Annotated in this window: 19 protein-coding genes and 2 pseudogenes; 10 read left to right on the plus strand and 11 right to left on the minus strand. The window is 72.2% G+C overall.

The genetic code is table 11. The features are described from left to right. Window positions 1-144: 144 nt before the first annotated feature. Both OHB04_RS31550 and OHB04_RS31555 read right to left on the minus strand, forming a co-directional pair. The gene (locus OHB04_RS31550) at window positions 145-480 is read right to left on the minus strand and encodes a DUF427 domain-containing protein (protein WP_326691036.1); all 336 of its coding nucleotides are present in this window, start codon (window positions 478-480) and stop codon (window positions 145-147) included. A gap of 143 nt (window positions 481-623) precedes the next feature. Next, window positions 624-1,190, minus strand: coding sequence for a MarR family winged helix-turn-helix transcriptional regulator (locus OHB04_RS31555; RefSeq protein WP_326691037.1), 567 nt, complete (start codon window positions 1,188-1,190; stop codon window positions 624-626). 65 nt (window positions 1,191-1,255) lie between these two features. Between OHB04_RS31555 and OHB04_RS31560 the strand changes: the two genes are divergently transcribed. Further along, on the plus strand, window positions 1,256-1,975 hold the full coding sequence (locus OHB04_RS31560) for an SDR family NAD(P)-dependent oxidoreductase (RefSeq protein ID WP_326691039.1): 720 nt from the start codon (window positions 1,256-1,258) through the stop codon (window positions 1,973-1,975). 106 nt (window positions 1,976-2,081) lie between these two features. Next, a complete protein-coding gene (locus OHB04_RS31565; RefSeq protein WP_326691040.1) occupies window positions 2,082-3,161 on the plus strand; it encodes a helix-turn-helix domain-containing protein in 1,080 nt (359 codons plus the stop codon). 318 nt (window positions 3,162-3,479) lie between these two features. Here OHB04_RS31565 and OHB04_RS31570 read toward each other — a convergent pair whose 3' ends face one another. Continuing rightward, window positions 3,480-4,115, minus strand: coding sequence for a TetR/AcrR family transcriptional regulator (locus OHB04_RS31570; protein WP_326691041.1), 636 nt, complete (start codon window positions 4,113-4,115; stop codon window positions 3,480-3,482). A gap of 85 nt (window positions 4,116-4,200) precedes the next feature. Between OHB04_RS31570 and OHB04_RS31575 the strand changes: the two genes are divergently transcribed. Both OHB04_RS31575 and OHB04_RS41980 read left to right on the plus strand, forming a co-directional pair. Further along, window positions 4,201-4,608 (plus strand): RidA family protein, encoded by a 408-nt coding sequence (locus OHB04_RS31575; RefSeq protein ID WP_326691042.1) that lies wholly within the window; start codon window positions 4,201-4,203, stop codon window positions 4,606-4,608. Between the two features lie 227 nt (window positions 4,609-4,835). Then, a pseudogene (locus OHB04_RS41980) lies at window positions 4,836-4,943 on the plus strand (IS5/IS1182 family transposase); the annotation flags it as partial. Window positions 4,944-4,960: 17 nt separating this feature from the next. Here OHB04_RS41980 and OHB04_RS31585 read toward each other — a convergent pair. Continuing rightward, window positions 4,961-5,569 carry an HD domain-containing protein gene (locus OHB04_RS31585; RefSeq protein ID WP_326808783.1) on the minus strand — a complete coding sequence of 203 codons (609 nt, stop codon included), beginning with the start codon at window positions 5,567-5,569 and terminating at the stop codon, window positions 4,961-4,963. Window positions 5,570-5,966: 397 nt separating this feature from the next. On the opposite strand from OHB04_RS31585, the pseudogene OHB04_RS31590 reads away from it, so the two are divergent. Then, a pseudogene (locus OHB04_RS31590) lies at window positions 5,967-7,166 on the plus strand (Cmx/CmrA family chloramphenicol efflux MFS transporter); the annotation flags it as partial. Window positions 7,167-7,293: 127 nt separating this feature from the next. Here the strand turns inward: OHB04_RS31590 and OHB04_RS31595 are convergent. Together OHB04_RS31595 and OHB04_RS31600 are read right to left on the minus strand one after the other, a co-directional pair. Then, a complete protein-coding gene (locus OHB04_RS31595) occupies window positions 7,294-8,046 on the minus strand; it encodes a maleylpyruvate isomerase family mycothiol-dependent enzyme (protein WP_326808785.1) in 753 nt (250 codons plus the stop codon). 212 nt (window positions 8,047-8,258) lie between these two features. Then, window positions 8,259-9,146: a helix-turn-helix transcriptional regulator gene (locus OHB04_RS31600; protein ID WP_326808786.1), complete on the minus strand. Its 888-nt coding sequence runs from the start codon at window positions 9,144-9,146 to the stop codon at window positions 8,259-8,261. 111 nt (window positions 9,147-9,257) lie between these two features. Between OHB04_RS31600 and OHB04_RS31605 the strand changes: the two genes are divergently transcribed. After that, window positions 9,258-10,823, plus strand: a complete 1,566-nt coding sequence (locus OHB04_RS31605) for an MFS transporter (protein ID WP_326808787.1) — start codon at window positions 9,258-9,260, stop codon at window positions 10,821-10,823. Window positions 10,824-11,090: 267 nt separating this feature from the next. On the opposite strand, the gene OHB04_RS31610 is transcribed toward OHB04_RS31605, so the two are convergent. The 5 genes from OHB04_RS31610 to OHB04_RS31630 form a co-directional block, all read right to left on the minus strand. After that, window positions 11,091-13,166, minus strand: a complete 2,076-nt coding sequence (locus OHB04_RS31610) for an ABC transporter permease (protein WP_326693012.1) — start codon at window positions 13,164-13,166, stop codon at window positions 11,091-11,093. Window positions 13,167-13,414: 248 nt separating this feature from the next. Further along, a complete protein-coding gene (modA, locus tag OHB04_RS31615) occupies window positions 13,415-14,215 on the minus strand; it encodes a molybdate ABC transporter substrate-binding protein (protein WP_326808788.1) in 801 nt (266 codons plus the stop codon). A 304-nt stretch (window positions 14,216-14,519) separates the two neighbouring features. Next, the gene (locus tag OHB04_RS31620) at window positions 14,520-14,912 is read right to left on the minus strand and encodes a TOBE domain-containing protein (RefSeq protein ID WP_326691050.1); all 393 of its coding nucleotides are present in this window, start codon (window positions 14,910-14,912) and stop codon (window positions 14,520-14,522) included. Window positions 14,913-15,155: 243 nt separating this feature from the next. Beyond that, window positions 15,156-15,821 carry a response regulator transcription factor gene (locus OHB04_RS31625; protein WP_326691051.1) on the minus strand — a complete coding sequence of 222 codons (666 nt, stop codon included), beginning with the start codon at window positions 15,819-15,821 and terminating at the stop codon, window positions 15,156-15,158. Beyond that, window positions 15,791-16,966 (minus strand): sensor histidine kinase, encoded by a 1,176-nt coding sequence (locus OHB04_RS31630; RefSeq protein ID WP_326808789.1) that lies wholly within the window; start codon window positions 16,964-16,966, stop codon window positions 15,791-15,793. The genes OHB04_RS31625 and OHB04_RS31630 overlap by 31 nt, the downstream gene beginning before the upstream one ends. Before the next feature lie 110 nt (window positions 16,967-17,076). Between OHB04_RS31630 and OHB04_RS31635 the strand changes: the two genes are divergently transcribed. From OHB04_RS31635 to OHB04_RS31650, 4 genes are all read left to right on the plus strand, one after another. Then, window positions 17,077-17,937, plus strand: coding sequence for an ABC transporter ATP-binding protein (locus OHB04_RS31635; RefSeq protein WP_326808790.1), 861 nt, complete (start codon window positions 17,077-17,079; stop codon window positions 17,935-17,937). After that, window positions 17,934-20,357 (plus strand): ABC transporter permease, encoded by a 2,424-nt coding sequence (locus OHB04_RS31640; protein WP_326808791.1) that lies wholly within the window; start codon window positions 17,934-17,936, stop codon window positions 20,355-20,357. Before OHB04_RS31635 ends, OHB04_RS31640 begins: the two co-directional genes overlap by 4 nt. Window positions 20,358-20,428: 71 nt before the next feature. Further along, a complete protein-coding gene (locus OHB04_RS31645; protein WP_326691055.1) occupies window positions 20,429-21,445 on the plus strand; it encodes a pentapeptide repeat-containing protein in 1,017 nt (338 codons plus the stop codon). Window positions 21,446-21,893: 448 nt separating this feature from the next. Continuing rightward, the gene (locus tag OHB04_RS31650; RefSeq protein ID WP_326691056.1) at window positions 21,894-23,171 is read left to right on the plus strand and encodes a tetratricopeptide repeat protein; all 1,278 of its coding nucleotides are present in this window, start codon (window positions 21,894-21,896) and stop codon (window positions 23,169-23,171) included. Window positions 23,172-23,262: the final 91 nt, after the last annotated feature.

The raw sequence follows: 23,262 nt of genomic DNA on the forward strand, positions 1-23,262 counted from the left end.
CGTACCCCCCCTGGTTTCCGTACAACGGAGTACGGATTCTGACGCGGCGCCCGCTGTCCCCGACCGGACAGAAGCGGGCGCCGCGTGCGTGTGTGCCTCTTGCGCTTCTCGCGCGTGTCCTGCGTGCGTCCTACGCGCCCCGGGCTACACCAGCTCGACGTCGGCGAAGCACAGGTGGTCCTTGACCGCCGCTGCCGCCGGCAGCGGCTCGGGGTAGGCCCACGCGACGTCCTCCGGACCGCCGGGCAGCGACCAGTAGGAGGCCGTCCCCTTGAACGGACAGACGGTGTGCGTCGAGGACGGGATCAGCAGATCGGTGCGCACGTCCTCGGGCGGCAGGTAGTAGCGCACCGGATACCCGGTCTCCGAGAGCAGCATCGGCCTGCTGCTCTCGGCCAGCACCTGCCCGGCGACCGTCACCCGCACCCGGTCGCTCCCCTGCTCGATCTCGATCCGGTGCCCCTGACCCTCTGCTGCCATGACCGCTCCCGCCTCTCCTGGCTTCCCGCCACCGTTCCGGCCGCCTGGCCGCTGCTCAGCGTCGCACAGGTCCGTCCCGCACCCCGCGGGACTCACCCCGGACCGGTTCCTGCCGCGGCTGGACCGCCCGGCTGTATCAGGAGTCAGTCGTCCGGCTCTCCCACCTGGACGATGCGGTTGTCGCCAAGGCGGTGCTGGACGTCCTGGAGGAGGAGGCGCAGGAGGTGGGCGAGTTGGGTCTGCTGGTCCGGGTCCAGGCCGGAGACGAGGTCGGACTCGCGGGTGAGGACCTGGTCGACGGTGGATTCGACCAGGTCGTGGCCCTCGGGGGTGAGCCGGACCTCGACGGAGCGGGGGCGGCCCTCGCCCGGGCGGCGGGTGACCAGGCCCTCGCGTTCGGCGCGGGCCACGCGCTGGGAGATGGCGCCGGCGGTGATGAGGGAGCGGCGGGCCAGTTCGCGGGTGCTGAGGGTGTAGGGCTCGCCGGAGCGGCGCAGCACGCTGAGCAGGTCGAGGGTGGCGGCGTCCACTCCCGCGCGGGCCAGCACCCTGCGGCGGTCGTCGCCCAGGAGCTTGGCCAGCCGCCACATCGGGGTGACGATGCCGATCGAGGAGACGGGGGTGCCGGGGCGCTCGCGCTCCCAGGCGTCCGCGATCTCCTGTACGGGATAGCCGGACGCGTTCTCCAGCGGATAGTGATCGCTTGCCATGACCCCTCCTGCGGATGTTACGTTCAGATCTAAATTTAGGCCTGAACGGAGTAGGAGAACAGCTTATGTCACGCGGCATTCTTGTCACCGGCGGTGCCACCGGGATCGGGCTCGCCGTGGCGCGGCACTTCGCCGCGGCCGGGGACGAGGTCGTCATCACGGGTCGGCGTCCCGGACCGCTGGAGACGGCGGCCAAGGAGACCGGGGCCCGGGCCGTGGTCTGCGACCACACGGACCCCGAGGCACTGCTGCGGTTGCTGCCCGAGCTGCCCGGCACGCTGGACGTACTGGTCAACAACGCGGGCGGCCAGACCGACTTCGACGCCCCCGGCGGCGAGGACCTGGCCGACTACGCGCGCGACTTCCGGGCCAACCTGGACGCGAACCTGCTGAGCGCGGCGCTGACGACCCGGGCCGTGTCGGACCGCCTCGCCGACGGCGGCGCCGTCATCCACATCGGCTCCATCGCCGCCGACAAGGGATCCGGTTCCTACGGCGCCGCGAAGGCGGGCCTGGCCTCCTGGAACATCGACCTGGCCAAGCAGCTCGGCGGACGGGGGGTCACGGCGAACGTCGTCTCGCCCGGATACATCGCGGACACCGAGTTCTTCCGCGACTTCCTGACCGACGAGCGCCGCGACGCGCTCATCGCCGCCACCGCTGTCGGCCGCCCCGGCGTGCCCGACGACATCGCGGGCGCCGTCGCCTTCCTCGCCTCTCCGGCGGCCCGCAACATCACCGCGCAGGTGATCAACGTCAACGGCGGGGAGGTCAGCACGCGTTGAGGCGGCCCGGGTGCGGCGACGGGCCGGGTGCGGCGGCGCCCGGGCCGCGCCGGGGCCGGGTGGCGTCGTGTGGCCAGGTGGGGCGGGCTTCTGGTAGGGGTACGGCATGGATGCCGAAGGGAAGTCTGTCTTACCGCACATACAGGACGTTCCCGCGTTCCTGAAGCGTCTGCGGCAGCTGAAGGGGGAATCGGGCCTGACGCTGCGGCAGTTGGAGGAGCGGGCCACGGCGGTCGGCGACTACCTTCCGCGCAGCACGCTCTCCCACATGCTCAGCGGCAGAAGGCTTCCCCGGCCGGAGCTGCTCGCCGCGTTCGTCCGGGCCTGCGGGAACGAGAAGGACTTGGCAGTGTGGCTCAGCACGCGGGAAGCCGTCGCCAAGAGAGCCGCCGAGGGGGCCGGCGGCGACGGTGCCGGGGGTGCGGGTGCCGACGGCGCGGGTGCCGGCGGCGGGGGTGGCTCTGTCGTCGAGGGTGGTTCTGTCGTCGGGGGTGGCTCGGGCGACGCGTCCGCGCCGGGATCCGGCACGGCCCTCGTCCGGCTCCGGGGTCATCTCCGGAGGGCTCGCGTGCTGGTTCCGGCCGCCGTTGTCGTCCTGCTCGCCGCCACGGCGGGAGTGCTCAGCACGCGCGACGACGAGCCCGGGACCCGGCCCGACCACACCACTCCTGCCGGGGACGCCGCGGGGGAGTCCTCCGAGGGGACAGGTGCCGGACCGGCGCACGCCGCCGAAGACGTGCCCCGTGGCGCGGTCCGGCTGCGCCCTGTGACCGCCCGGGGGCTGTGCCTGACCGACGGCAAGGTCCGGGACAAGCGCTACGGCTCACAGGTCGCCGTCCAGCGGCCCTGCGACCAGACTGCGCCACAGACGACCGAGCTGCCCCCGGCCTCCGGGACCGCCCGCCACCGCGTCCAGTGGGACCACCCCGAGTTCGGCACCGGCTGCCTCAAAATCCTCACCACGGGGCCCGGCAAGGATCTGCTGGAGCCCTGGGACGCCTGTGACCGCGCCGACGTCTTCCGGCTCGCCCCCGCGAAGGGCCGGAACGTCTACGCGCTGCGCACCGAGGACGGTCGCTGCGTCGGCATCGCCCGACCCGTCACCGCAGAGGGCTCGGAGGCGGTCGCTCAGCCCTGTACCCCGAGCCGCCACCAGCTGTTCCGTATCGAGTCCGCCGCCGACTGACGTCTGCCGGGAGCCGCTGGGTGACGTCCGCCCGGAGCTGCTGGGTGCCGTCCGCCGGGAGGCTGGCCTGCCCTCACCCACCCCCGTGCCGGTGAGGGACGGCCGACCGCCCCGCAGGCCTGGTCAGATCCTGTGGTGTGCCGTGGGGGCGGGGAAGGGGAACGCGCTGTCCCGGACAGCCGGTTCGCTGTTCTCGCAGGTCAGCGGCATACCCGGGAGGTGTCCCGGACAGCGCGGAAGCGGGACGGCGCCGGTCGTGGATGCCGGACGTTCGCGGACGCCGTCCGGTCGGTCGTGGGCCAGGCCCTGTCTCTCCGATCACGAGAGTCGGACCGGGTCGGCCCAGGCCGGCTGGCCCCAGCCGTGCTCAACCGACCGGCGACATCGGTTGGGTTCGTCTCCTGCGCCGGTGAACAGTGCGGTCAGCATGGGTGCGCCGTGAGCGAGCGCCTGGCGCGGCAGGGGGCCTGTGGCGACGAGGGAAGCGAGTCCGTGGCCGATGGTCCAGCTCTGTGTCGCCAGTTCCAGCGGGTCGACCTCGTCGCGGAAGCGGCTTTTCGTCTTGGCCCGTTCGATGGCCTGGACGAGGCGGTGCAGGGTTTCGTCGGCGGCGCCGGTGTCTTCGAGGTCGAAGCCCGCGTCGAACATGACGCGGTAGAGGTCAGGGTTCTCCAGGGCGTTGGCCAGGTAGGCGGCGCCCAGTGCGGCGAGGTCTCGTACCGGGTCGGCGGACATCTTGACGGCTGCGAGTCGGGCGGCCAGGCGTGTGAAGCCTTCTTGGCGCATTGCCTTCCAGAGGCCGTCCATGCCGCCGAAGTAGGTGTAGACAGCCATCGTTGATACGCCGGTTCCGGCGACCAGGGTGCGCAGTGTGACCGGTTGCCTCGTCCGCAGCATCTGTGCGGCCCGGTCGAGCAGCAGGGAGCGGACCGCTGGATCTTTCGTCCTTGCCATGGCCTCACAATACATAGCGTCGCTATGCTTTGATGGGTGCTGAGCTGATCTTGCTGCTCCTGACGCCACGAGGAAGAGGCCGTTCATGTCTGTGACGCTGCACAATCCCGAGGGATTGCCGAAGCCCGAGGTCTACCGGCAGCTGTCGGTCGCCACCGGATCGAAGCTGGTGTTCCTCGCGGGGCAGGTCGCCCGCGACGCCGACGGCCGGCCCGTGGGCCAAGGAGACTTCGCCGCTCAGGTCGAGCAGTGCTATCTCAACATCGGCACCGCTCTGGCCGAGATCGGCGGCTCCTTCGACGACGTGGCGAAGCTGACCATCTACGTCGTCGACTGGAGTCCCGAGAAGATGCCGCTGCTGGGTGAGGGCGTGGGCAGGGCGGCAGCGAAACTGGGCATCGACCCGGTCAAGCCGATCACCCTGCTGGGCGTCGCGGCGCTGGGAGAACCGGACCTCCTGGTCGAGGTCGAAGCCACCGCGGTCATCGAATAGCCGTAGCGCTGCGAGCAGGGAGACTCTGGGGCCGGCCATGCTGAGTCGGGGGATTTGACGGACGGCGAGTGGGCGGTGCTGGTGCCGCTTTTGCCGGTGAGCAACCACCGGTGCGGCCGGTGGTTGCTCACCGGCAGGTGATCAACGGGATCACCCGCCGGCTGGGCACCGGGGTGCAGTGGCGGGAGCTGCCCGAACGCCGCCGGGACAACGGGCGGACTCACAACGGCAAGCTCAAGCAATTCAGAGCCGTGGCTACCCGCTATGACAAGCGCGGATACGTCCATCTCGGCCCCGGCACCGCTGCCGCACTCCTCATCCGGCTCCGATCATGATCGGAGAGACAGGGCCCCTAGCGCGGAAGCAGGCCGCGGGCGACAGCGGTCTCCCGTACCTCCTCGTACAGCGCCGTCAGCGTCTCGCTCGCGGTCACGCGCGGCAGTTGGAGCCGGTCCAGCGCGGCTGCGTCCGCCCCGACGTCGCTCCAGCCCTGGCCGGTGAGCAGCCGCATCAGCGCGGGGTTCAGCCGGTCGACGCCCCGCACGAGGCGTGCCTCGGGGGTCGCTCCTTCCTCGTACTCCCGCCACAGCGCGAGCAGTTCACGCCCCAGCGGCGCGGGGAGCGCCCCGAAGCGGTCGTGGGCCACGCCGTCCTCCAGCTGAGCCTTTCCGGCCGGGCCCGCAGGGTCCGCCGGGTCCGTCTCCCAGGCGGAGGGGTCGCCCGCGTCGATCTCGACCAGGTCGTGCATCAGGCACAGCTTCAGCATCCTGGTCAGGTCCAGCGACAGCCCGCTCTCCCGCTCGAACTCCGTGTGCAGCACCCAGCTGACCAGGGCCAGGTGCCAGGAGTGCTCGGCGACCGACTCCTTCCGTAGGGCGGTCGCGTTGTTGTGCCGCTCCACCTCGCGGAGGCGGGCGGTGTAGGCGATGAAGTCGAAGAGGGCGTGCGTGGAGTTCGTCATGGCAACGGGCACTGTAGCGACCGGAAAAGCGTTTGGACGACCGTGGCGAGGCGTGATTGGCTGCGCGACGTGTCCAGTCCCGAGGCTTCCAGACGGTAGCCACCGGCCATCCGGTGGCTCCTTTCGTGCTGTCTGCCGAGGCCATCGGATCGCCGTAGTACGGGCTGTGTTCCCGACCCCGGCCTGTCACGCAGGTCGTTTTCCATGCGGTGGTGCGCCGCGTGGCCGGACTGGACGGCTTCTCCTCGCGTAACCCTGTGAGTCGCGTGTGCTGTGCCGGCCTGCCTGGGCGAAGCCCGCTTGCTCTGCTGCCCGTACGCTGCGGGCCTGCTCCTGAGCGTGCGCGCGTGTGCGCCTGCCGCATTCCTTGACGATCCGTAGGGATTGCGGAGTTTCCATGCCAGTTGTGCTGTACGTCCTCGCGCTTGCCGTGTTCGCGCAGGGGACCTCGGAGTTCATGCTGTCCGGGCTCGTCCCGGACCTCGCCCGGGACCTTGGGGTGTCCCTCTCCTCCGCCGGGCTGCTGACCTCGGCGTTCGCCGGGGGAATGATCGTCGGCGCGCCGCTGATGGCGGTGCTGAGCCGACGCTGGCCCAGACGCCGGGCGCTGCTCGGTTTTCTGATCACCTTCCTGCTGGTCCATGTGCTGGGAGCCCTCACCACCAGCTTCGCCGTGCTCGTCGTCACCCGCGTGGTGGGCGCGCTCGCCAACGCCGGGTTCCTCGCCGTCGCCCTCACGGCCGCGGCCGGAATGGTCGCGCCCGACGCCAAGGGGCGTGCGACCTCCGTCCTGTTGAGCGGCGTCACCCTCGCCTGCGTCGCGGGTGTGCCCGCCGGCGCGCTGCTGGGACAAGTGTGGGGCTGGCGCTCGGCGTTCTGGGCCGTCGCGCTCGTCTCCGTCCCGGCGGTGTTCGCCATCCTGCGGTCGCCCGTGGACGTACCCGGCACGGGGGCCGAGACGGGGGCCGTCGCGGAACGCTCCGTCGGTGTGCGCCGCGAACTGGCCGCGCTGCGCGGGCCGCGCCTCCTGGTCACCATGCTGCTGGGCGCGCTGGTCAACGGCGCCACCTTCTGCGCGCTCACCTATCTCGCCCCGCTGGCCACCGAGGTCACCGGCTTCGGCGCGGCCTGGGTGCCCGCGCTGCTCGCGCTCTTCGGTGTCGGCTCGTTCCTCGGCGTCACTCTCGGCGGGCGCATGGCGGACTCCCGCCCGCTGCCGATGATGCTCCTCGGCGGGGCGCTGCTCCTCGCGGGATGGGTACTCTCCGCGCTCACCTCCCAGAACGCCGTAGCTGTCGTCGTCCTGGTGCCGGCGCAGGGCATCCTGTCGTTCGCGGTGGGGACGACGCTCATCTCGCAGGTGCTGTACGCGGCCGTTGAGGCGCCCACGCTCGCCGGCGGTTTCGCCACCGCGGCACTCAACGTGGGGGCCGCGCTGGGCCCCTGGACGGGTGGCCTGGCCCTCGGCGGTGACCTCGGCCACCGGGGTCCGCTCTGGGGCAGCGCTCTGCTGGTGGCCGCGGCCTTCGTGGTGGCGGGCCTGACGGAGCCGGCCAAGAGGGTGGCCAGGATCCTGGTCCCCGCCCCGGTTCCCCGCGTCGCCGAGTCCGCGCGGGAGGGCGCCGAGTCCGCGCGGGAGGGCTCCGAGTCTGCGGGGGAGACCGCTGAGCCCGCGTGGGCGACCGCTGAGCCCGCGCGGGGAGCTGCCGTGGGCGGGGAGGGGATCAAGGAGTGAGGATCGACTGCCACTGCTGTGCCGTCTCCAGGCTGCCCCGCAGGGTGACCGTCGTCAGCGGCAGGCGGTTCCAGAGCGTCAGGTAGAGGTCCGACGCTGATCCCTCGTACACCAGGTCGGCCTCCGGGAGCGGCTCCGTGGCCTTCTCGGCACGGAGCCGCTCTCCCGGCTCTCCCAGGCGCACCGTCCAGAGGGCGCCGTCCACATCGGTGGCGCGCACCGCCAGCGTGCGCGGTGTGCGGGCGGCGCCCTCCGGGACCTTGATCCGCGGCGCGAAGCCGCACAGCAGCTCGTCGATGCCGTCGGCGGCGAAGCCGGACCCCAGTGGGGTGAGCGGGACACCGAGCGCGGTCTCGGCGTCCACGCGGTGCACGGCCGTCTCGTGGGCCTGCCGCCGCGCCCAGAACGCGAGCGGGGAGGGGGCGGGCAGGAACGTCAGGCACTCCAGGTCCGACGGCGCGGCCAACAGCGCCTCGACCAGCGCGCCGTGGCCCTCCCGCAGCCAGGGCGCCAGCGCGTCGTCCGCCAGTTCGGGGACGTCCGGCAGCTGTACGCGTGTGACCCGGCCCGTCACGACGAACCCTCGCGCCCAGCGGTGCACCCGGCCCAGATGGGTGGTCAGGTCGCGGACGGACCAGCCGGGGCAGCCGGTCACGGGCGCTTCGGGCGCCGCTTTTTCGACGGCGTCGGCGAACAGCCGGCCCTCTTCGCGCAGGACTTCTACGAACTCGGCGGTCTCCATGCCGGAAGTCTGCCTGCGGGGACGGTGCCGTAGTAGCCGTTGCGCTGAGGGCGGATGCGGTCTGCTGAGGGCGGATCCGGTCTGCTGAGGGGGGATCGGGTCCGCTCAGGCGGGGTTCGGGTTCGGTTCCGCTCAGGCGGTTCGGGTCCGTTCAGGCGGCTCGGGGCCGCCGAGGGATCGGAGCAGGACCGGTGACGGCCCCGGTCCGGTCCTCAGCAGCCGGCCGGGTGGGACTTGTCCGCGTCCTTCGGGTCCGCCATGTCGAGCAGCAGCATCGCGTCGTAGTCCCGGCTTCCGGGCGTCGCCTGGTAGGCGACCAGGCGCTGGCCGTCGGTCCGGGCGAGGGCCATCACCTCGTAGGTGAGGACCATGGAACCCACGTCCGGGTGCCGGTAGTGCTTGACGCCGCCGCCGCGGCTTTGCACCTCGTACCGCTCCCACACCCGGGCGAACTCGGAGCTCTTCATCAGCAGTTCGCCCACCAGAGAGGCCAGTTCGGGCTGGTCGGGGTCGGCGCCCGCTGCCGCGCGCAGGTGGGCGACGCTGTGCCCCACCATTTCCTCCCAGTTCGCGAACAGGGTGCGGCCCTGCGGGTGCAGGAACATGTAGCGGGTGACGTTGCGCCGCCGTGCCGGCCACTCCTCGATCCCGGGGAGCAGCCGCAGCCCGCCCCGGTTGAAGGCGAGGATGTCGTTGGTGCGGCTGATCACGTAGGCGGGGCCGGGGCGCAGGTTCTCCAGCAGCTGGATCACGGACGGGCGGACCGAGCGCTCGACGGGGAGCCGGGCGCCGCCGTGGCGCGCGGCGAGCTGGGCCAGGTCGCGCAGCCGCTCCAGCGCCTCCCCGGAGAGCTGGAGCGCGCTGCCCAGCGCTTCGATGACGGGGGGACTCGGCCGGGACTCGCGCCCGCGCTCCAGCCGCGTGTAGTAGTCCACGCTCACCCCGGCCAGCGTGGCCAGCTCCTCACGGCGCAGGCCCGGCGTACGGCGCGTGCCGGTGCCGGTCGGAAGACCGGCCTCCTCGGGACCTATCCGGGCGCGGCGGGCGCGCAGAAATCTGCCCAGCTCCGTACCTTCGTTCACCCCGTTGCTCCGGCTCATCCGCCGATTGTCGCAGGCAGCGGGGTGGCACGGGGTGCCGTGGGGGGCCCTGTCACTCCCTGGAACGGCCCGGTCTGCCGGAGGGGCGGCGTCCGGACCATGGTGGGTCCTATGCCGAGCCCAGCCCGTACAACTCACGCCAGCCCTGCCCCTACGACAGACCCGAGCCCTGCCCCTGCAACGGGCCCGAGCCCTGTCCCCACGACAGACCCGAGCCCTGTCCCCACGACAGACCCGAACCCAGCACGACGTACGACAGACGGAACAGGCTCCGCGAGCCCGAAGCCGGCCGAATCCGGCGGCGACGGGCGGGAGCGCAGACGTGGGCGCGGGCCCGGTGCCGCGGTCGCCGCCGCGCTGATCGGCTTTGTCGTCATCACCCTCGACGTCTCCGCCGTGAACGTCGCGCTGCCCGCCATGGGCGACAGCCTGGACGGCGGCATGTCCGGACTCCAGTGGGTGGTCGACAGCTACACGCTGTTCTTCGCCGCGCTCATGCTCTCGGCCGGCGCGCTCTCCGACCGGATCGGCGCACGCCGCGCCTACGGCTGGGGCCTGGCGGTCTTCATCCTGGCCTCCCTCGCCTGCGGTCTCGCACCGACGCTGGGCGTGCTGATCGGAGCCAGGGTGGTGCAGGGCGCGGCGGCTGCCGTCATGATGCCGACCTCCCTGGCGCTAATACGGCAGGCGTACGACGACGCGGCCCGGCGGGCGCGTGCCGTCGCGGTCTGGGCGGCGGGGGGCGCCGTCGCCATGGCGGCCGGGCCGGTGCTGGGCGGGTTGCTGACCAGCGTGTGGGACTGGCGCTACGTCTTCCTCATCAACGTGCCGGTCGGCGCGGTCGGCGTCGTGCTGCTGGCCCGGGTGGCGCGCTCGCCGCGCCGTCAGGCCGCTTTCGACCTGCCGGGCCAGTGCGCGGCCGTCCTGGCGCTGGCCGGGCTGACGTACGCCGTGATCGAGGGCGGACACGCCGGATACGGCCACCCGCTGGTGCTCACCGCGACCGGTGTCGCGCTCGCGGCGGGTGCGGTCTTCGTCGCGGTGGAGGCCCGGCACCGGGACCCGATGGTGCCGCTCACGATGCTGCGGCGGCGCACGGTCGCGGTGCCGGTGCTGGTCGGCTTCACCGTCAACGCCAGTTTTTACGGTGCCATCTTCGTCTTCGGCCTCTACTTCCAGCAGGCGCGCGGCCAGTCGGCGCTGTCGGCGGGGCTGATGTTCGTGCCGATGGCCCTGGCGACGGCGGCGCTCAACCTCCTCTCGCCCCGGCTCACCGCGCGGGTCGGTCCGCGTACCTCCATCGTGGCGGGCCAGTTCGTGCTGGCCGCGGGACTGCTGGGGATCACGGCCACCGATGCGGGAACGCCCACCGTGGCGATGATCGCGCTGATGCTGCCCGTCGGTTTCGCGGGCGCCACGGTCGTCCCGGCGCTGACGACGCTGATGCTCGAAAGCGTTGAGCCCGCTCGCGCGGGTACGGCCGCCGCGGTCCTCAACACCAGCCGCCAGATGGGCGGCGCGCTGGGTGTCGCCCTCTTCGGCGCCTTCCTCGCGGTCCCGGCCGACGATTTCGTGGCCGGGGTGCACCTGAGCATGGAGGTGGGCGCGGGACTGATACTGGCCACGGCGCTGGCGGCCTGGGCGCTTTTGGAGGGGCGCGCGGGCGCGGAGCGGTGACGCGCGGGCCGCGGAGGGGTGACGTGCGGGCCGCGGAGGGGTGACGTGCGGGCGCGGAGGGGTGATGGGGCGGAGGGGCGACGGGGTGGAGGCGTGACCGGTCAGAGCGGTGACGGGTCAGAGAGGTGACGGGGCGGAGGGCGAAGAGGGAGAGGGTGGTTGGACGGCCACCGGGATCTGATGGCCTGCGGGTCGTCGGGATCTGGCGGCCTGGCGGCCTGGCGGCCTGACGGTCGCCGGGACCTGATGGCCACGGTGGTGGTCAGGTCAGATGGCCACGACGGTGATCTCCGTGGCCTTGACGCTGGTGAAGACCTCGGCGCCGTCCTCCAGGCCCAGTTCCGCCGCAGCCTGAGTGGTGATCTCCGCCACCAGGCCGGGGCCACGGACCGGGGTCGGTATCCCGCTCGGGTCCGGTTTTCCGTCCCGGGCGGGCGGGCCGGGACTGATCAGAACCCGCAGTCTGCTGCCGACCGAGGTGATCTCCCGTACCGTCCCCGGCCACACATTGCGCGGGCTTCCGCCGGGGCGCTCCCGGTGGACGGCGACCGCCTCCGGCGCGATGACCGCCAGGACCGGTGCCCCCTCCTCGACGGGCTCCGCGACCACCAACGTGCCGCCGTCGGCCAGCGTGAGTGAGCCGTCCGCGGCGCCCGTTCCGGTGCCCGGCAGCGCGTTGCGGCCCAGCATCCGCGCCACCCACGGTGAGCGGGGGTGCCGCGTGACCTCGGCCGGCGGCGCGTCCTGGACGGCGCGGCCCTCCTCCAGTACGAGCACGCGGCCGGCGAGCGAGACCGCCTCCACGGGGTCGTGCGTGACGATCAGACACACGCCGCCGAAACCGGCGAGGTGGCGGCGCAGGGTGTGCCGCACCTGCCCCCGCGTCGTCTGGTCGAGCGCGGCGAGCGGCTCGTCCAGGAGCAGCAACCGGGGCCGCGCCGCCAGTGCGCGGGCCAGCGCGACACGTTGGGCCTGGCCGCCGGACAGCTGTGCGGGTTTGCGGTGTCCCAGGTGCCCTACGCCGAGCCGCTGCAACCAGCGCCCGGCCTCGCGGCGTGCCTCGGCCCGGGAGATGCCCTGGGCGCGCAGACCGTAGGAGGTGTTGGAAAGCGCGCTCAGGTGGGGGAAGAGCGCCCCGTCCTGAGGTACCCAGGCGACGCCACGGCGGTGCGGCGGCAGCGCTGTGACGTCCGTGTCCCCAAGGGTGAGCTCCGCTCCGGCGCGCGGGGTGAGGCCGAGCAGGGCGCGCAGCAAGGTGGTCTTGCCCGCCCCGTTGGGGCCGACGACGGCGACGGTGGTCCCGGGCTCGGCGTCCATCGTCAGCTGCGTGAAGCCGCTGACTCGCGCGTGGAGGGGCCAGCGGGCGGGTGGGGGCGGTTCGGCGAGGGGCGGCCCGGGCTCGGTCGAGCCGGTGAGGGGCGCGCAGGCCTCGCCTGAACCGGCGAGGGGCTCGGGTGAACGGGCGGGGGGCGTGAGGGACGCGGCCGGATCGGCGCGGGGCGCGCTGGAGTCGGCCGAACTGGCGATGGGCTCGGTGGAGTCGGCGTGAGATGCGGTGGGGTCGGGGAGGGGCGCGGTGGGTTCGTCCTCCGGGACGGCCGCTCGCCGCCCGCCGCCGGGGCGCGCCGTCCCGCCGGTCCACCGTCCGCGCAGCGCGACGAGTACGGCCATGGCGATGACGAGCAGCAGCAGGGAGACGGATGTCGCGGCCTCCGGCTGCTCCTGGAGGAGCAGATAGACCTGGAGCGGAAGGGTCTGTGTCGTCCCCGGGAGGTTCCCCGCGAAGGTGATGGTGGCCCCGAACTCGCCCAGCGCACGCGCCCAGGTGAGCGCAGCGCCGGCGGCCAGGCCGGGCGCGACCATCGGCAGCGTCACCGTGAAGAACACCCGCACCGGCGAGGCGCCCAGCGAGGCCGCTGTCTCCTCGTAGGCGGGGCGCAGTCCAGCCAGCGTGCCCTCCAGGCTGATCACCAGGAACGGCATCGCCACGAAGGTCGCCGCCACCACGGCTCCCGAGGTGTGGAACGGCAGTACGATCCCGAAGGCCGACTCCAGCCACGGCCCCAGCAGCCCCCTGCGGCCGAACCCCAGCAGCAGCGCGACGCCGCCCACGGTGGGCGGCAGCACCATCGGCAACAGCACCAGCGAGCGCACCAGCGCCTTGCCCGGGAAGCTGACCCGGGCCAGCAGCCACGCCAGCGGCACGCCCAGCAGCAGCGAGAGCGCCAGCGCGCAGAAGGAGACCAGCAGCGAGAGCCGCAGCGCCTCGGTGACGCCGTCGCTGGTCAGATGGGAGCCGAGGTCGCTCCACTCCGTACGCGCGAGGATGCCCAGCAGTGGCATCAGCAAGAACGCGACCGCCAGCAACGCGGGGACGGCGAGCGCCACGGGCGCGCGGGTACGCGACTTGCGGGGCGTGTGCGGGCTGTGGGGCCCGCGAGTGCTGCGGGGGCTGTGGGGTCTGCGAGGGCTGCGAAGGTTGTGTGGGCTGCTGGGGCTGTTGGGGTTGCGTGCTTCCTGCGGCTTGCGCAGGCGCATCGGCGTACGGGGCGTGTGCGGGGCGTGTGGGGTGGTGCGTCGGGGCGTGCGGCTCACGGCTTCTGGAAGCCCGACTTGCGCAGCATCTTCTGGGCCTTGGGCGTGCTGAGCCACTTCACGAACGAGGCGGCCTCCTTGCTGTGCTTGGACTGCTTGAGCGTGGCCGCCGGGTAGGAGGCGACGGCGTTCTGGCTGTCCGGAATGCTCACCGCGTCGACCTTGTCGGGGGCGGTGGCGGCGTCCGTCTTGTAGACGATGCCCGCGTCGGCCTCGCCCAGTTCGACCTTGCTGAGGACCGAGCGCACGTTCGTCTCCTGGGAGACCGGCTTGACCTTCAGCTTCTGCGCGTCCAGCACCTGCTTGCTGTAGCGGCCGACCGGCACCTGCGAGGCCGCGAGAACGACCTTCAGCTCGCTGTCGGTCAGGTCCTTGAGGGCCTTGACCTTCTTCGGGTTGCCCTTGCCGGTCGCGATGACGAGCCGGTTCTTGGCGATGACGGCCGGCTTACCCGTCTCGCCCTTGAGCCCGTCCATGGTCTTGGTGTCGGCCGTGACCAGGGCGTCGGCGGGGGCGCCCTGCTTGACCTGGGCCGCCAGCTCCTGGGACCCGGCGAAGGAGAACTTCACCTTCGTGCCGGGGTGTTCCTTCTCGTAGACCTTGCCCGCCGCCGTGAACACATCGGTGAGGGAGGCGGCCCCGAGCACGGTCAGCTCGGTCTTGTCGCCCTTGCCCTGGTCTTTGCCCTTGCCGGTGTCGTCCTTGTCGTCACTGCCGCAGGCAGCGAGCGATACGAGAAGCGCACCGGCGGCGACAGCGGCGAGGGCGCGGCGCTGGGTGAAGAGGGTCGTCGGCATGGGCGGGACTCCAGAAAGAGCGGACGGTGACCCTGCCGGGGGCGGGGCCGCCTGGGTGGATGGGAGGGCGGCTGAGGGCTGGGAGCCCGGGGCCGGGCGCTGGGGGCTGGGGGCTGAGGGGTGGGAGCGGCGCGGGGCCTGGGTGGCGGTGGCGGTGGCGGGCGGTGAGTGATGGATGGCGGGTGGCGTCGGTCCGGGGGCCGCGGCTGGAGCGACGTCGGTCCGGTTCCGGGTCCGGTACGTCGAACCGGGGGCGTGGCGCGGTCCAGGGAGCGGGGGTCGCCTTGAGGAGATGGGGAGTGGCTCAGGGGGTATCGATGTGCACGCTGGTGGACTTCACGCGGGCCGTGGCCTGCATGCCGACCTCCAGCCCCAGCTCCTCGACGGCCTCCCGCGTCAGCAGCGAGACCAGCCGGTGGGGGCCCGCCTGGATCTCGACCTGCGCGGCCACGTCGCCGAGCTTCACTGCCGTGACGATGCCGGGGAACGCGTTGCGCGCCGAGGTGTAGGAGACCTCGTCGTCCTCGTTGTTCTGGCCGATCTCGACGGAGAACGCGGCCAGATCCCGCCCGTCGATGAGGCGGCGCCCGCTCTCGTCGCGATGGGTGGTGACCCGGCCCGCGTCCGCCCAGCGGCGTGCCGTGTCAGGGCTGACCCCGAGGAGACGTGCCGCCTGACCGATTGTGTAGGACTGCATGTGCGCCAACGTAAGCGGCGGTCCCTCGCATCTGCAACGCGCTACCTCCTGGTCTATAGCAATTGCCAGCCTGTTCTGGAGGAACCCCCAACGTCTGTCCTGCGGTCCGACGGGCGTCATCTCCTTCGGGCAGTCAAGAGGAGTATCGCGCATATCGCATGGCATTTACCATGCTCTGCCTCCTGTAAGGTTGGCGAATCGGGCCCCCCTGCCTCCTTGTCCGATCGCCTTCGTGTAGCTGCCTCACGCCCGCAGATATGTGAGCACCGCCAACACCCGACGGTTGTCGTCGGGGGCCTCTGCCGGGAGGTCCAGCTTGAGGAGGATGCTGGCGATGTGCTTGGCGACGGCCGCGTCGGTGACGAACAGGCGACGGGCGATGGCCGCATTGGACCGGCCCTCCGCCATGAGCGCCAGCACCTCCCGCTCCCGTGGGGTAAGGCGCTCCAGGGGAGCGCGGCGGCGGGCGAAGAGCTGGCGTACCACCTCCGGGTCCACGACCGTGGCTCCGGAGGCGACACGGGTGATCGCGTCGGTGAACTCCTCGACGTCGCCGATGCGTTCCTTTAGCAGATACCCCATCCCCGCCCCACCGGAGCGCTCTTCCAGCAACTCTTCGGCGAAGGTCTGCTCGACGTACTGGCTCAGCACCAGCACTGCCAGCTCCGGCTGCTCCTCCTGGAGGGCGCGGGCCGCGCGCAGGCCCTCGTCGGTGAAGTCCGGTGGCATTCGCACGTCCGCCACCACCAGATCGGGCCGGTGCTCGCGCACCGCCGCCAGCAGGGCGTTCCCCTCGCCCACCGCAGCCGGCACCTCGTGCCCGAAGCGCCGCAGCAACTGGACGATGCCCTCCCGCAGCAGCACTCCGTCCTCGGCGATCACGATCCGGAGGGGACGTTCGGGCTGCACGGTATCTCCGCTCTCACCAGGGTGGGTCCGCCTTGCGGGCTGGACAGAAACATTCTGCCGTCGGCCGCGGCGATTCTGTCGGCCAGCCCGGTCAGGCCCGAGCCCGCCTCGTGGTCGGCGCCGCCCACGCCGTCGTCCGTGATCTCCAGCCGCAACACCCCGTCCCGCACCCGCGCCGAAACCCGGCACTCTGCGGCTCCGCTGTGCTTGGCGGCGTTGGTCAAGGCTTCGGCCGCGACGAAGAAGGCCGTCGTCTCCACGGTGGTCGGCAGCCGCCCCGGGAGGTCGATGTCCAGCTCGACGGGTATGGGAGAGCGTCCGGCGATGTCCCGTACCGCCGCGTGCAGGCCACGCTCGCTGAGGACCTGGGGGTGCACGTTCCTGATCAATTCGCGCAGCTCGATCAGAGCTTCCCTGGCCAGCTTGTGGGCCTCGCCGACCTCCTTCGCCGCGACGCTGTTCGCGGGCAGGTCCAGCTCCGCCAGGCCCAGTCTCATGTTGAGCGCCACCAGCCGCTGCTGCGCCCCGTCGTGCAGATCGCGCTCGATGCGGCGGCGCTCCGTCTCGAAGGCATCCACCAGCCGAGCCCGGGAGCGCACGACCTCGCGCAGCTCGCCGTCCCTCGGCGCCAGCACAGCACGCGCGACCGAGCCACGAATGCCTGCCCAGGCGCCTATCGGGTACGCCGCTACGAGGAACAGCATCGCGCCCGAAATGGGTCCCGTCACCTTTTCCCAGGTGGTTGCTGTCGGTTGGAGAGGCGAGAGCAGCAGCAGGCCGGGGATGCCGATCGAGACCAGCGCCACCGCCAGGTCGGCCCAGCCGACGGCCAGCACCGACACCGCGCCATAACCGAAGGCTCTGCGGTCCGCGCGGGCCCGGCGCAACTCGCGGTCGACCAGGCAGAGTCGGCGTAGCTCCAGCGGGCCCGCGAGCGCGGCACCGAAGAGCACTGCCAGCAGCGCGCACAGAGAACCCGTCACCTTCCCGAACGGCCCGGCCAGCACCGCCGCCCCCGTCAGATACACCGCAGCCGCAAGGGTGCCGCCGGACAGCAGATAGCCCAGCGCACGCCACGGCCAGACGGTGAGTGGGAAGCGCAACGGGGCGTGGCTGAGGGCTTCCAGGACATTTCGCGAGATCACCACACGACCGTAGCCGCGACCTGCGGGGCCGGGCAGTAGTGCCAGGTGTAGTACGAGGACTAGCCCAAGGGCTGGTGTGCCGAGAGGGTCTCGCGTCGTCTGCTGGAGTCATGACCGAACAGACCACAGGGCAGGCCGCCGAGCGAGCTCCCGACCAGGCCCTCGTACCGCCCGTCGAGCTGCGCGGCGTCACCACGCGGTACGGCGAGGGCGAACGTGCCGTCACCGCGCTCGACAACGTCACTCTCAACTTCGCGCACGGCACGATGACCGCCGTCATGGGCCCCTCCGGCTCCGGCAAATCCACGCTGCTGCACTGCGCGGCAGGGATAGAACGGCCCACGCGAGGCGAAGTACTCGTCGCCGGGACGGAGTTGGGGCGTCTGGATGAGAACGCACTGACCTTGCTGCGCCGCGAGCGGGTCGGGTTCGTCTTCCAGGCCTTCAACCTCGTTTCCGCTTTGACGGCTGCCCAGAACGTGGAGCTGCCACTGCGGCTCGCCGGCCGCCGTGCCGAGTCCGGCGAGGTGATCGCGGCTCTGGAACGCTTCGGTCTGGGCGAGCGCGCCGGGCACCGGCTCAGCGAGCTGTCCGGCGGTCAGCAGCAGAGGGTAGCGCTGGCCCGTGCCGTGATCACGCGTCCAGCCGTGCTCTTCGCCGATGAGCCCACCGGCGCGCTGGACACCCACACCTCGCGCGGCGTGCTGCGGCTGCTGCGTGAACTCGTCGATGTGCACAGCCAGACGGTGGTGATGGTCACCCACGACCCGGCAGCCGCCGCCTACGCGGATCGTGTGGTGCTGCTCGCCGACGGCAGACCCGTGAGCGAGCTGAGCGGCAGCGAGGGAGCGGAGGCCATCGCTGCGAAAATGGCCGCTCTGGAGGGGGCGGCTCAGGACAGGGCCGCCCCGGTGCCCGAAGCCACCTCTGCCTCCTTGCGTTCTGGTGGCCGAGGGACGGTGCGAGCGTGATCAGTCTGGCGACCGTGCGTGAGCGGTGGGCCTCCTTCCTGGGCTCGTTCGTGGCTGTCGCGCTGGGCGTCGCCGTTGTGACGATGAGCGCGCTGATCCTGCTGTCCGGTGGCACTGGCGTGCCCGAACGCCTCGCAGGCGCACCCGTGTTGGTGCGCGCTCCGGCGGGGGAGCAGGCAGGGGCGCAGTTCGCGGAGAACCCGCCCTGGGCACCCACACGCGCCAAGGAACTGCGGCAGAAGCTGGCCGGGCTGCCCGGCGTACGCTCAGCCGTCGCCGACCGGTCCTTCTATGCCCAACTGCCAGGCATCAAGCAGGGCGCGGGCGAACGGCAGGGCCACGGATGGTCCTCGGCCGCGCTCGCCTCCTACGGACTGCACGAGGGCCAGGAACCCTCGGCGCGCGACGACATCGTCCTGGACCGTGCCCTCGGTCACGGCCCTGGCGACCGCATCACCGTGCTCACCGCCGGCGGCCCCCAGCGCTTCACCGTATCGGGCACGCTGAAGGGGCCCGGCTATTACGTCACCGATGCCTGCGCCACTGACCTGACCGGCGGGATACGCGTCATCGGCCTCACCCTGGAGCAGGGCGCCTCAGCCCCGGCCGTCGCATCCGCTGCCGAGCGGGCCGTGAGCGCCGCAGGAGGTGGGGGAGAGGTACTCATCGGCGAGGACCGCGACAAACTGGCGCCCCGGCAGGATGAGATGACCCGCTGGATCGGCGCCCAGGTCCTCACCGCCATGGCCGCGCTGTCCGCCTTCGTGACCGTCTTCATCGTCTCCTCGGCCTTCGCGTTCACAGTGGCGCAGCGCCGCAGGGAGTTCGGGCTGCTGCGCACCATCGGAGCAACTCCGAAACAACTGCGCCGGATGGTCTGCGCGGAGGCGCTGACGGTGGGCGCGCTCGGCGCTGCGGTTGGTGCGCTCGCCGGACTGGCGCTCGCGCCCTCGGCCGCTCGGGTACTGGTGGACGCGGGCCTCCAGCCGGACGGCTTCGCCGTGCAGGCCCGATGGTGGGTGCCGTGCGTGGCGCTCCTGCTGGGTGCCGCCGTCGCGCTGGCCGGAGCGTGGTCGGCGTCGCGGCGTGCGGCGCGAGTGGCGCCTCTGGAAGCGATGCGGGAGGCCGCTGTTGACGAGCGGCCCATGACCCGCAGACGGTGGATCTCCGGGCTGGCAGCGATCACGGCCGGGGTGGGCTGCGCCGTGGGCACGGCTTTCTCGGGCAGCGACACGATGGTGCTGCTCGGTCTGGGCACAGCGATGGGCCTGACCACCGGGCTCACCCTGCTCATTCCGGCGCTGGTGCGCCCCGTCGTCGGGGCGCTCGCCCGCCCACTGGGCAGCCGCAAAGGGGCGACGGCACTGCTGGTGCGGGAGAACATGCGCACCGCTGTCCGCCGCACCTCCGCCACCATCGCGCCGGTGCTGGCCACCGTCACCTTCGCCGTGCTGATCACCAGCACGGTACAGACGACGGAAACCGCGGACACCGACCGGCAGGCGGCTTCCGTCCACGCGAGCGCCGCACTCGCACCGCAGGGCACCCCGGGGCTTACCGACGCGGCGACCGCCGGGTCGGGGCTTCAGGAGAACGCGCTGCTGTCCACCACGGTCTACGGCGGCAGCCGGCGGTCTCCGCTCACCGCGGCAGGTGTCTCCTCCGGTTTCCAGCGGCTCTACGGCCACCCGGCGCCGCACGCCGGCACCGTCGTGGTGACCAAGGCCGTCGCCGCCGCGCACGGGTGGAGCCAGGGGCACAGAGCGGTGCTCACCTTCGAGGACGGCCGCAGGGAGCGGCTGCGCGTGGCGGCGGTGTTGAGCGACGAGGCAGTGCCCTACCAACTGGTTCTCCCGCGCGCACTGGTCCGCACCCACGACCCCTCGGCGCTCGCGGACGTGGCCTACCGCACCACCGGGGACACACCGGTGCGCCCGGTGGGCGGGCTGGGGGCACACGAGGTCCGGGTGGAGACCTACGCCGCCTCGGCAGAAGCGGAGGAAGACCGGCTGGTGTGGATCTTCACACTGATGCTGGTCGCCATGACGGCCGGATACACCGCGATAGCTGTGGCCTCCACGCTGCTGACAGCCACGGCTGACCGGGCCGGTGATCTGCGGATCCTCCGGCTGTCAGGGGCCACCTCCCGGCAGGTGCTGAGGGCCGTGGCCGGGGAGACGGTCTGTGCGGTGGTGCTGGGTGCGGTGCTGGGGATGGTGGTGGTCATACCTGCCTTGCTGGGGATGGTTCAGGGGTTGCGCGAGAACCTGGGCGTACCAGTTGAGGCCACGGTGGCCTGGCCCTGGGTGGTCGGCGCCGTGGGTGGGTGCCTGGTGCTGGGCCTGGCCGCGAGTGTTCTTCCCGCCCACACCCTGCTGAGGGGGCCGGCCGGGAGGAGACGCTCGGCCCGCGTCGGCTAGCGCGTGATGATCCGGCTCGGGCCCGGCTCCTGTTCGGATGGGGCGTTTTCGGGGCGGGGTAGGTTGAATGGGTGAGCGAGAGTATGGAGCGTCTGAAGGCGGACTGCGAGCGGTGTACGGGGCTGTGCTGCGTGGCGTTGCCCTTCACCGCCTCAGTGGACTTCGCCGTGAACAAGCCTGCGGACCGGCCCTGCGCGAACCTGACCGCGGACCACCGTTGCGGGATCCACTCCCGGCTGCGGGAGAGCGGATTCCAGGGGTGCACCGTCTTCGACTGCTACGGCGCGGGTCAACGGCTCACCCAGCGTGCCGACCTCGCACCGGGCCCGGAGATGTTCGCGGTCTTCCGGGTGACGCGCCAGCTGCATGAGCTCCTCTGGCTCCTCACCGAGGCTTCCGAGCAGGGGCGGCACGGGCAGGCTGACGACCACGACCACGCCCCGCGCCGCCGCCCGCACCACCGGGACGACCTGGCGGCACCGTACGGGGAGGCCGCCGAGGAGGCCGGGGCGCTGCGGGAGGAGATCGACGCGCTGGTCGACGGGAGCGCGGACGCGCTGCGTGCCACCGATGTGGACGCGCTGCGTGCGCGGGCCGGGGTGGTGCTGGAGGCGGTCAGTGAGCGGGTGCGGGCACCGTTCAAGGGGCGGGATCTGCGGCGGGCCGACCTGATGGGCAGCCGGATGAAGGGCGCCCGGCTGCGTGGGGCCTCTCTGCGCGGCGCGCTGCTGATCGCCGCCGATCTCAGGGGCGCGGATCTGCGAACGGCTGACCTGCTGGGCGCGGATCTGCGGGATACAGATCTGCGCGGTGCCGACCTCACCGGCTGCCTTTTCCTGACGCAGCCGCAACTGTCCGCTGCGCGCGGTGACTCCACCACTGTGTTGCCCGCCAGGCTCACCCGGCCCGATCACTGGCCCGTCCGTCACTCGGCCGGGCAGCATGAGCCCGTGCAGCACATGGGTGGGCAGCGGCGCGGGAAGGCCACCCAGGGTGATGGCGGCGGCGGGAGGAGCGGCAGTGATCGCAGCGGGCTCACAGGACGCGGCGGGCGCGGGCGAGGAGGGCGCGGGCGCGCGGGGCACTGAACACCCCGAGCGGCCAGCCCCGGATAGCCGGGCCGAGGGGGTGGCCCCTCGTTCGGGCCCGAGCGGGACGAGTCCGGGTGCGGACATGGTCCCGGGTGCGGGTGCGGGCACGACCTCTGCTCCGGCGTCGCCCCCGTCCCCATCGTCATTGCCGTCCCCGTCCCCGTCCCCGACTCCACTTCTGCTCCCACCCCCGACCCCACCCCCGTCTGCCTGCCCGTCCGTATCCCCGCTCCCGGCCCCATCGCAGGCGCCGGTGCCAGGCTCGGCGGCGGCTTCGGGTGTCGGGGCTGGGGGGCGGGATCGGCATGGGTTGGAGATGAGTTGTGGAGGCGGGGAGAGCGAGGCGGTCCGGCTCTATGAGGGGGCCGTCGATTCGCTGCTGTTCTTCCGGGGTGATGTTGCCGAATCCGTACGTGCGTTGCGCGAAGTGGCACCGTGCGGCCCGATGGGGCATGCGTTTGCGGCCTATCTGGGGCTGTTGGGCACGGAGGCTTCGCAGGTGGCCGTGGCGCGGGAGGAGTTCGCGCGATTTCGGGCCGGAGCCGAGCAGAGCGCGTTCACCGCGCGCGAGCGGGCCCATCTCCAGGTGGCATCGGTGTGGCTCGCGGGGGACATCGAGCGTGCCGGGGCGCTGCTGCGGGAGCTGTCGGTCTCCTGGCCGCGAGATACCCTCGCGCTCGCTGTCGGACACCAGATCGACTTCTTCACCGGGAACGCGGGCTCGCTGCGCGACCGCATCGCCGGTGCCCTGTCCGTGTGGGACGAGGAGGACCCGCACTACGGGCCGCTGCTGGGCATGTTCGGGTTCGGGCTGGAGGAGTCGGGGCAGTACGCGCGGGCCGAGCAGGTGGCGCTGTCCGCCGTCGCCCGGAACGCCGGGGACGTGTGGGGCGTCCACGCCGTCGTGCACGCGTTGGAGATGCAAGGGCGGTTCGCCGAAGGGATCGGCTATCTCGACGCCCGCACCGAGGACTGGGGCGCGGGCAACATGATGGCGGTGCACAACTGGTGGCACTACGCCCTCTACGCGCTGGAGGCCGGGGACCCTGCCCGTGCGCTGGAGATCTATGACGCGAGCCTCCATCACGCCGGCTCCGATGGGCTGGCCCTCGAACTGCTGGACGCGGCGGCGCTGTTGTGGCGGTTGCATCTCGATGGGGCGCACGAGGCCATCGGGACGCGGTGGGGTCCGCTGGCCGACGCGTGGGCCGCGCGCGGCGACGGTCCGCACTACGCCTTCAACGACACCCACGCCGTTATGGCCTACCTCGGCGCGGGGCGGCTGCGCGAGGCTGAGGCACTGGTCGCCGAGCGCACCGAGTGGGCGGCCCGGCCCTGGTCGGGTGTCACCAACCACACCATGACCGGGGAGATCGGGTTGCCGGTGTGCCGGGCGCTGATCGCGTTCGCGCAGGGGCGGTACGGGCGTGCCGTTGACCTGCTGTTGCCGCTGCGTCACCGGCTTCAGTCGTTCGGCGGCAGCCACGCCCAGCGGGATGTCGTACAGCGCACCCTGGTTGAGGCGTCGCTGCGCGCCAAGCGGTTCGCGCTGGCCCGCATGCTGCTCAGTGAACGGCTGCACCTGCGACCCAGCAGCCCCTACAACTGGCTCGGTCAGGCCCGGCTGGCGGACGAGTTGGGTGAGGCCGCCGTCGCGGAGACGGCGCGTAAGAAGGCGGTGACCCTGGCGGCGCCGGGGCTCAGCGCCCTCGCCCTGCGGTAGCCTCCCGGCGACCAGCCCCCCGCAGCAGACCAGCTCTGCGGCAGACCAGCCACCCTGCTCGGGAGTCCCGGCAGACCTATCCCCGTCGTAG

Origin of the sequence: Streptomyces sp. NBC_01775, assembly GCF_035917675.1 — a bacterium.
Classification (GTDB): Bacteria; Actinomycetota; Actinomycetes; order Streptomycetales; family Streptomycetaceae; genus Streptomyces.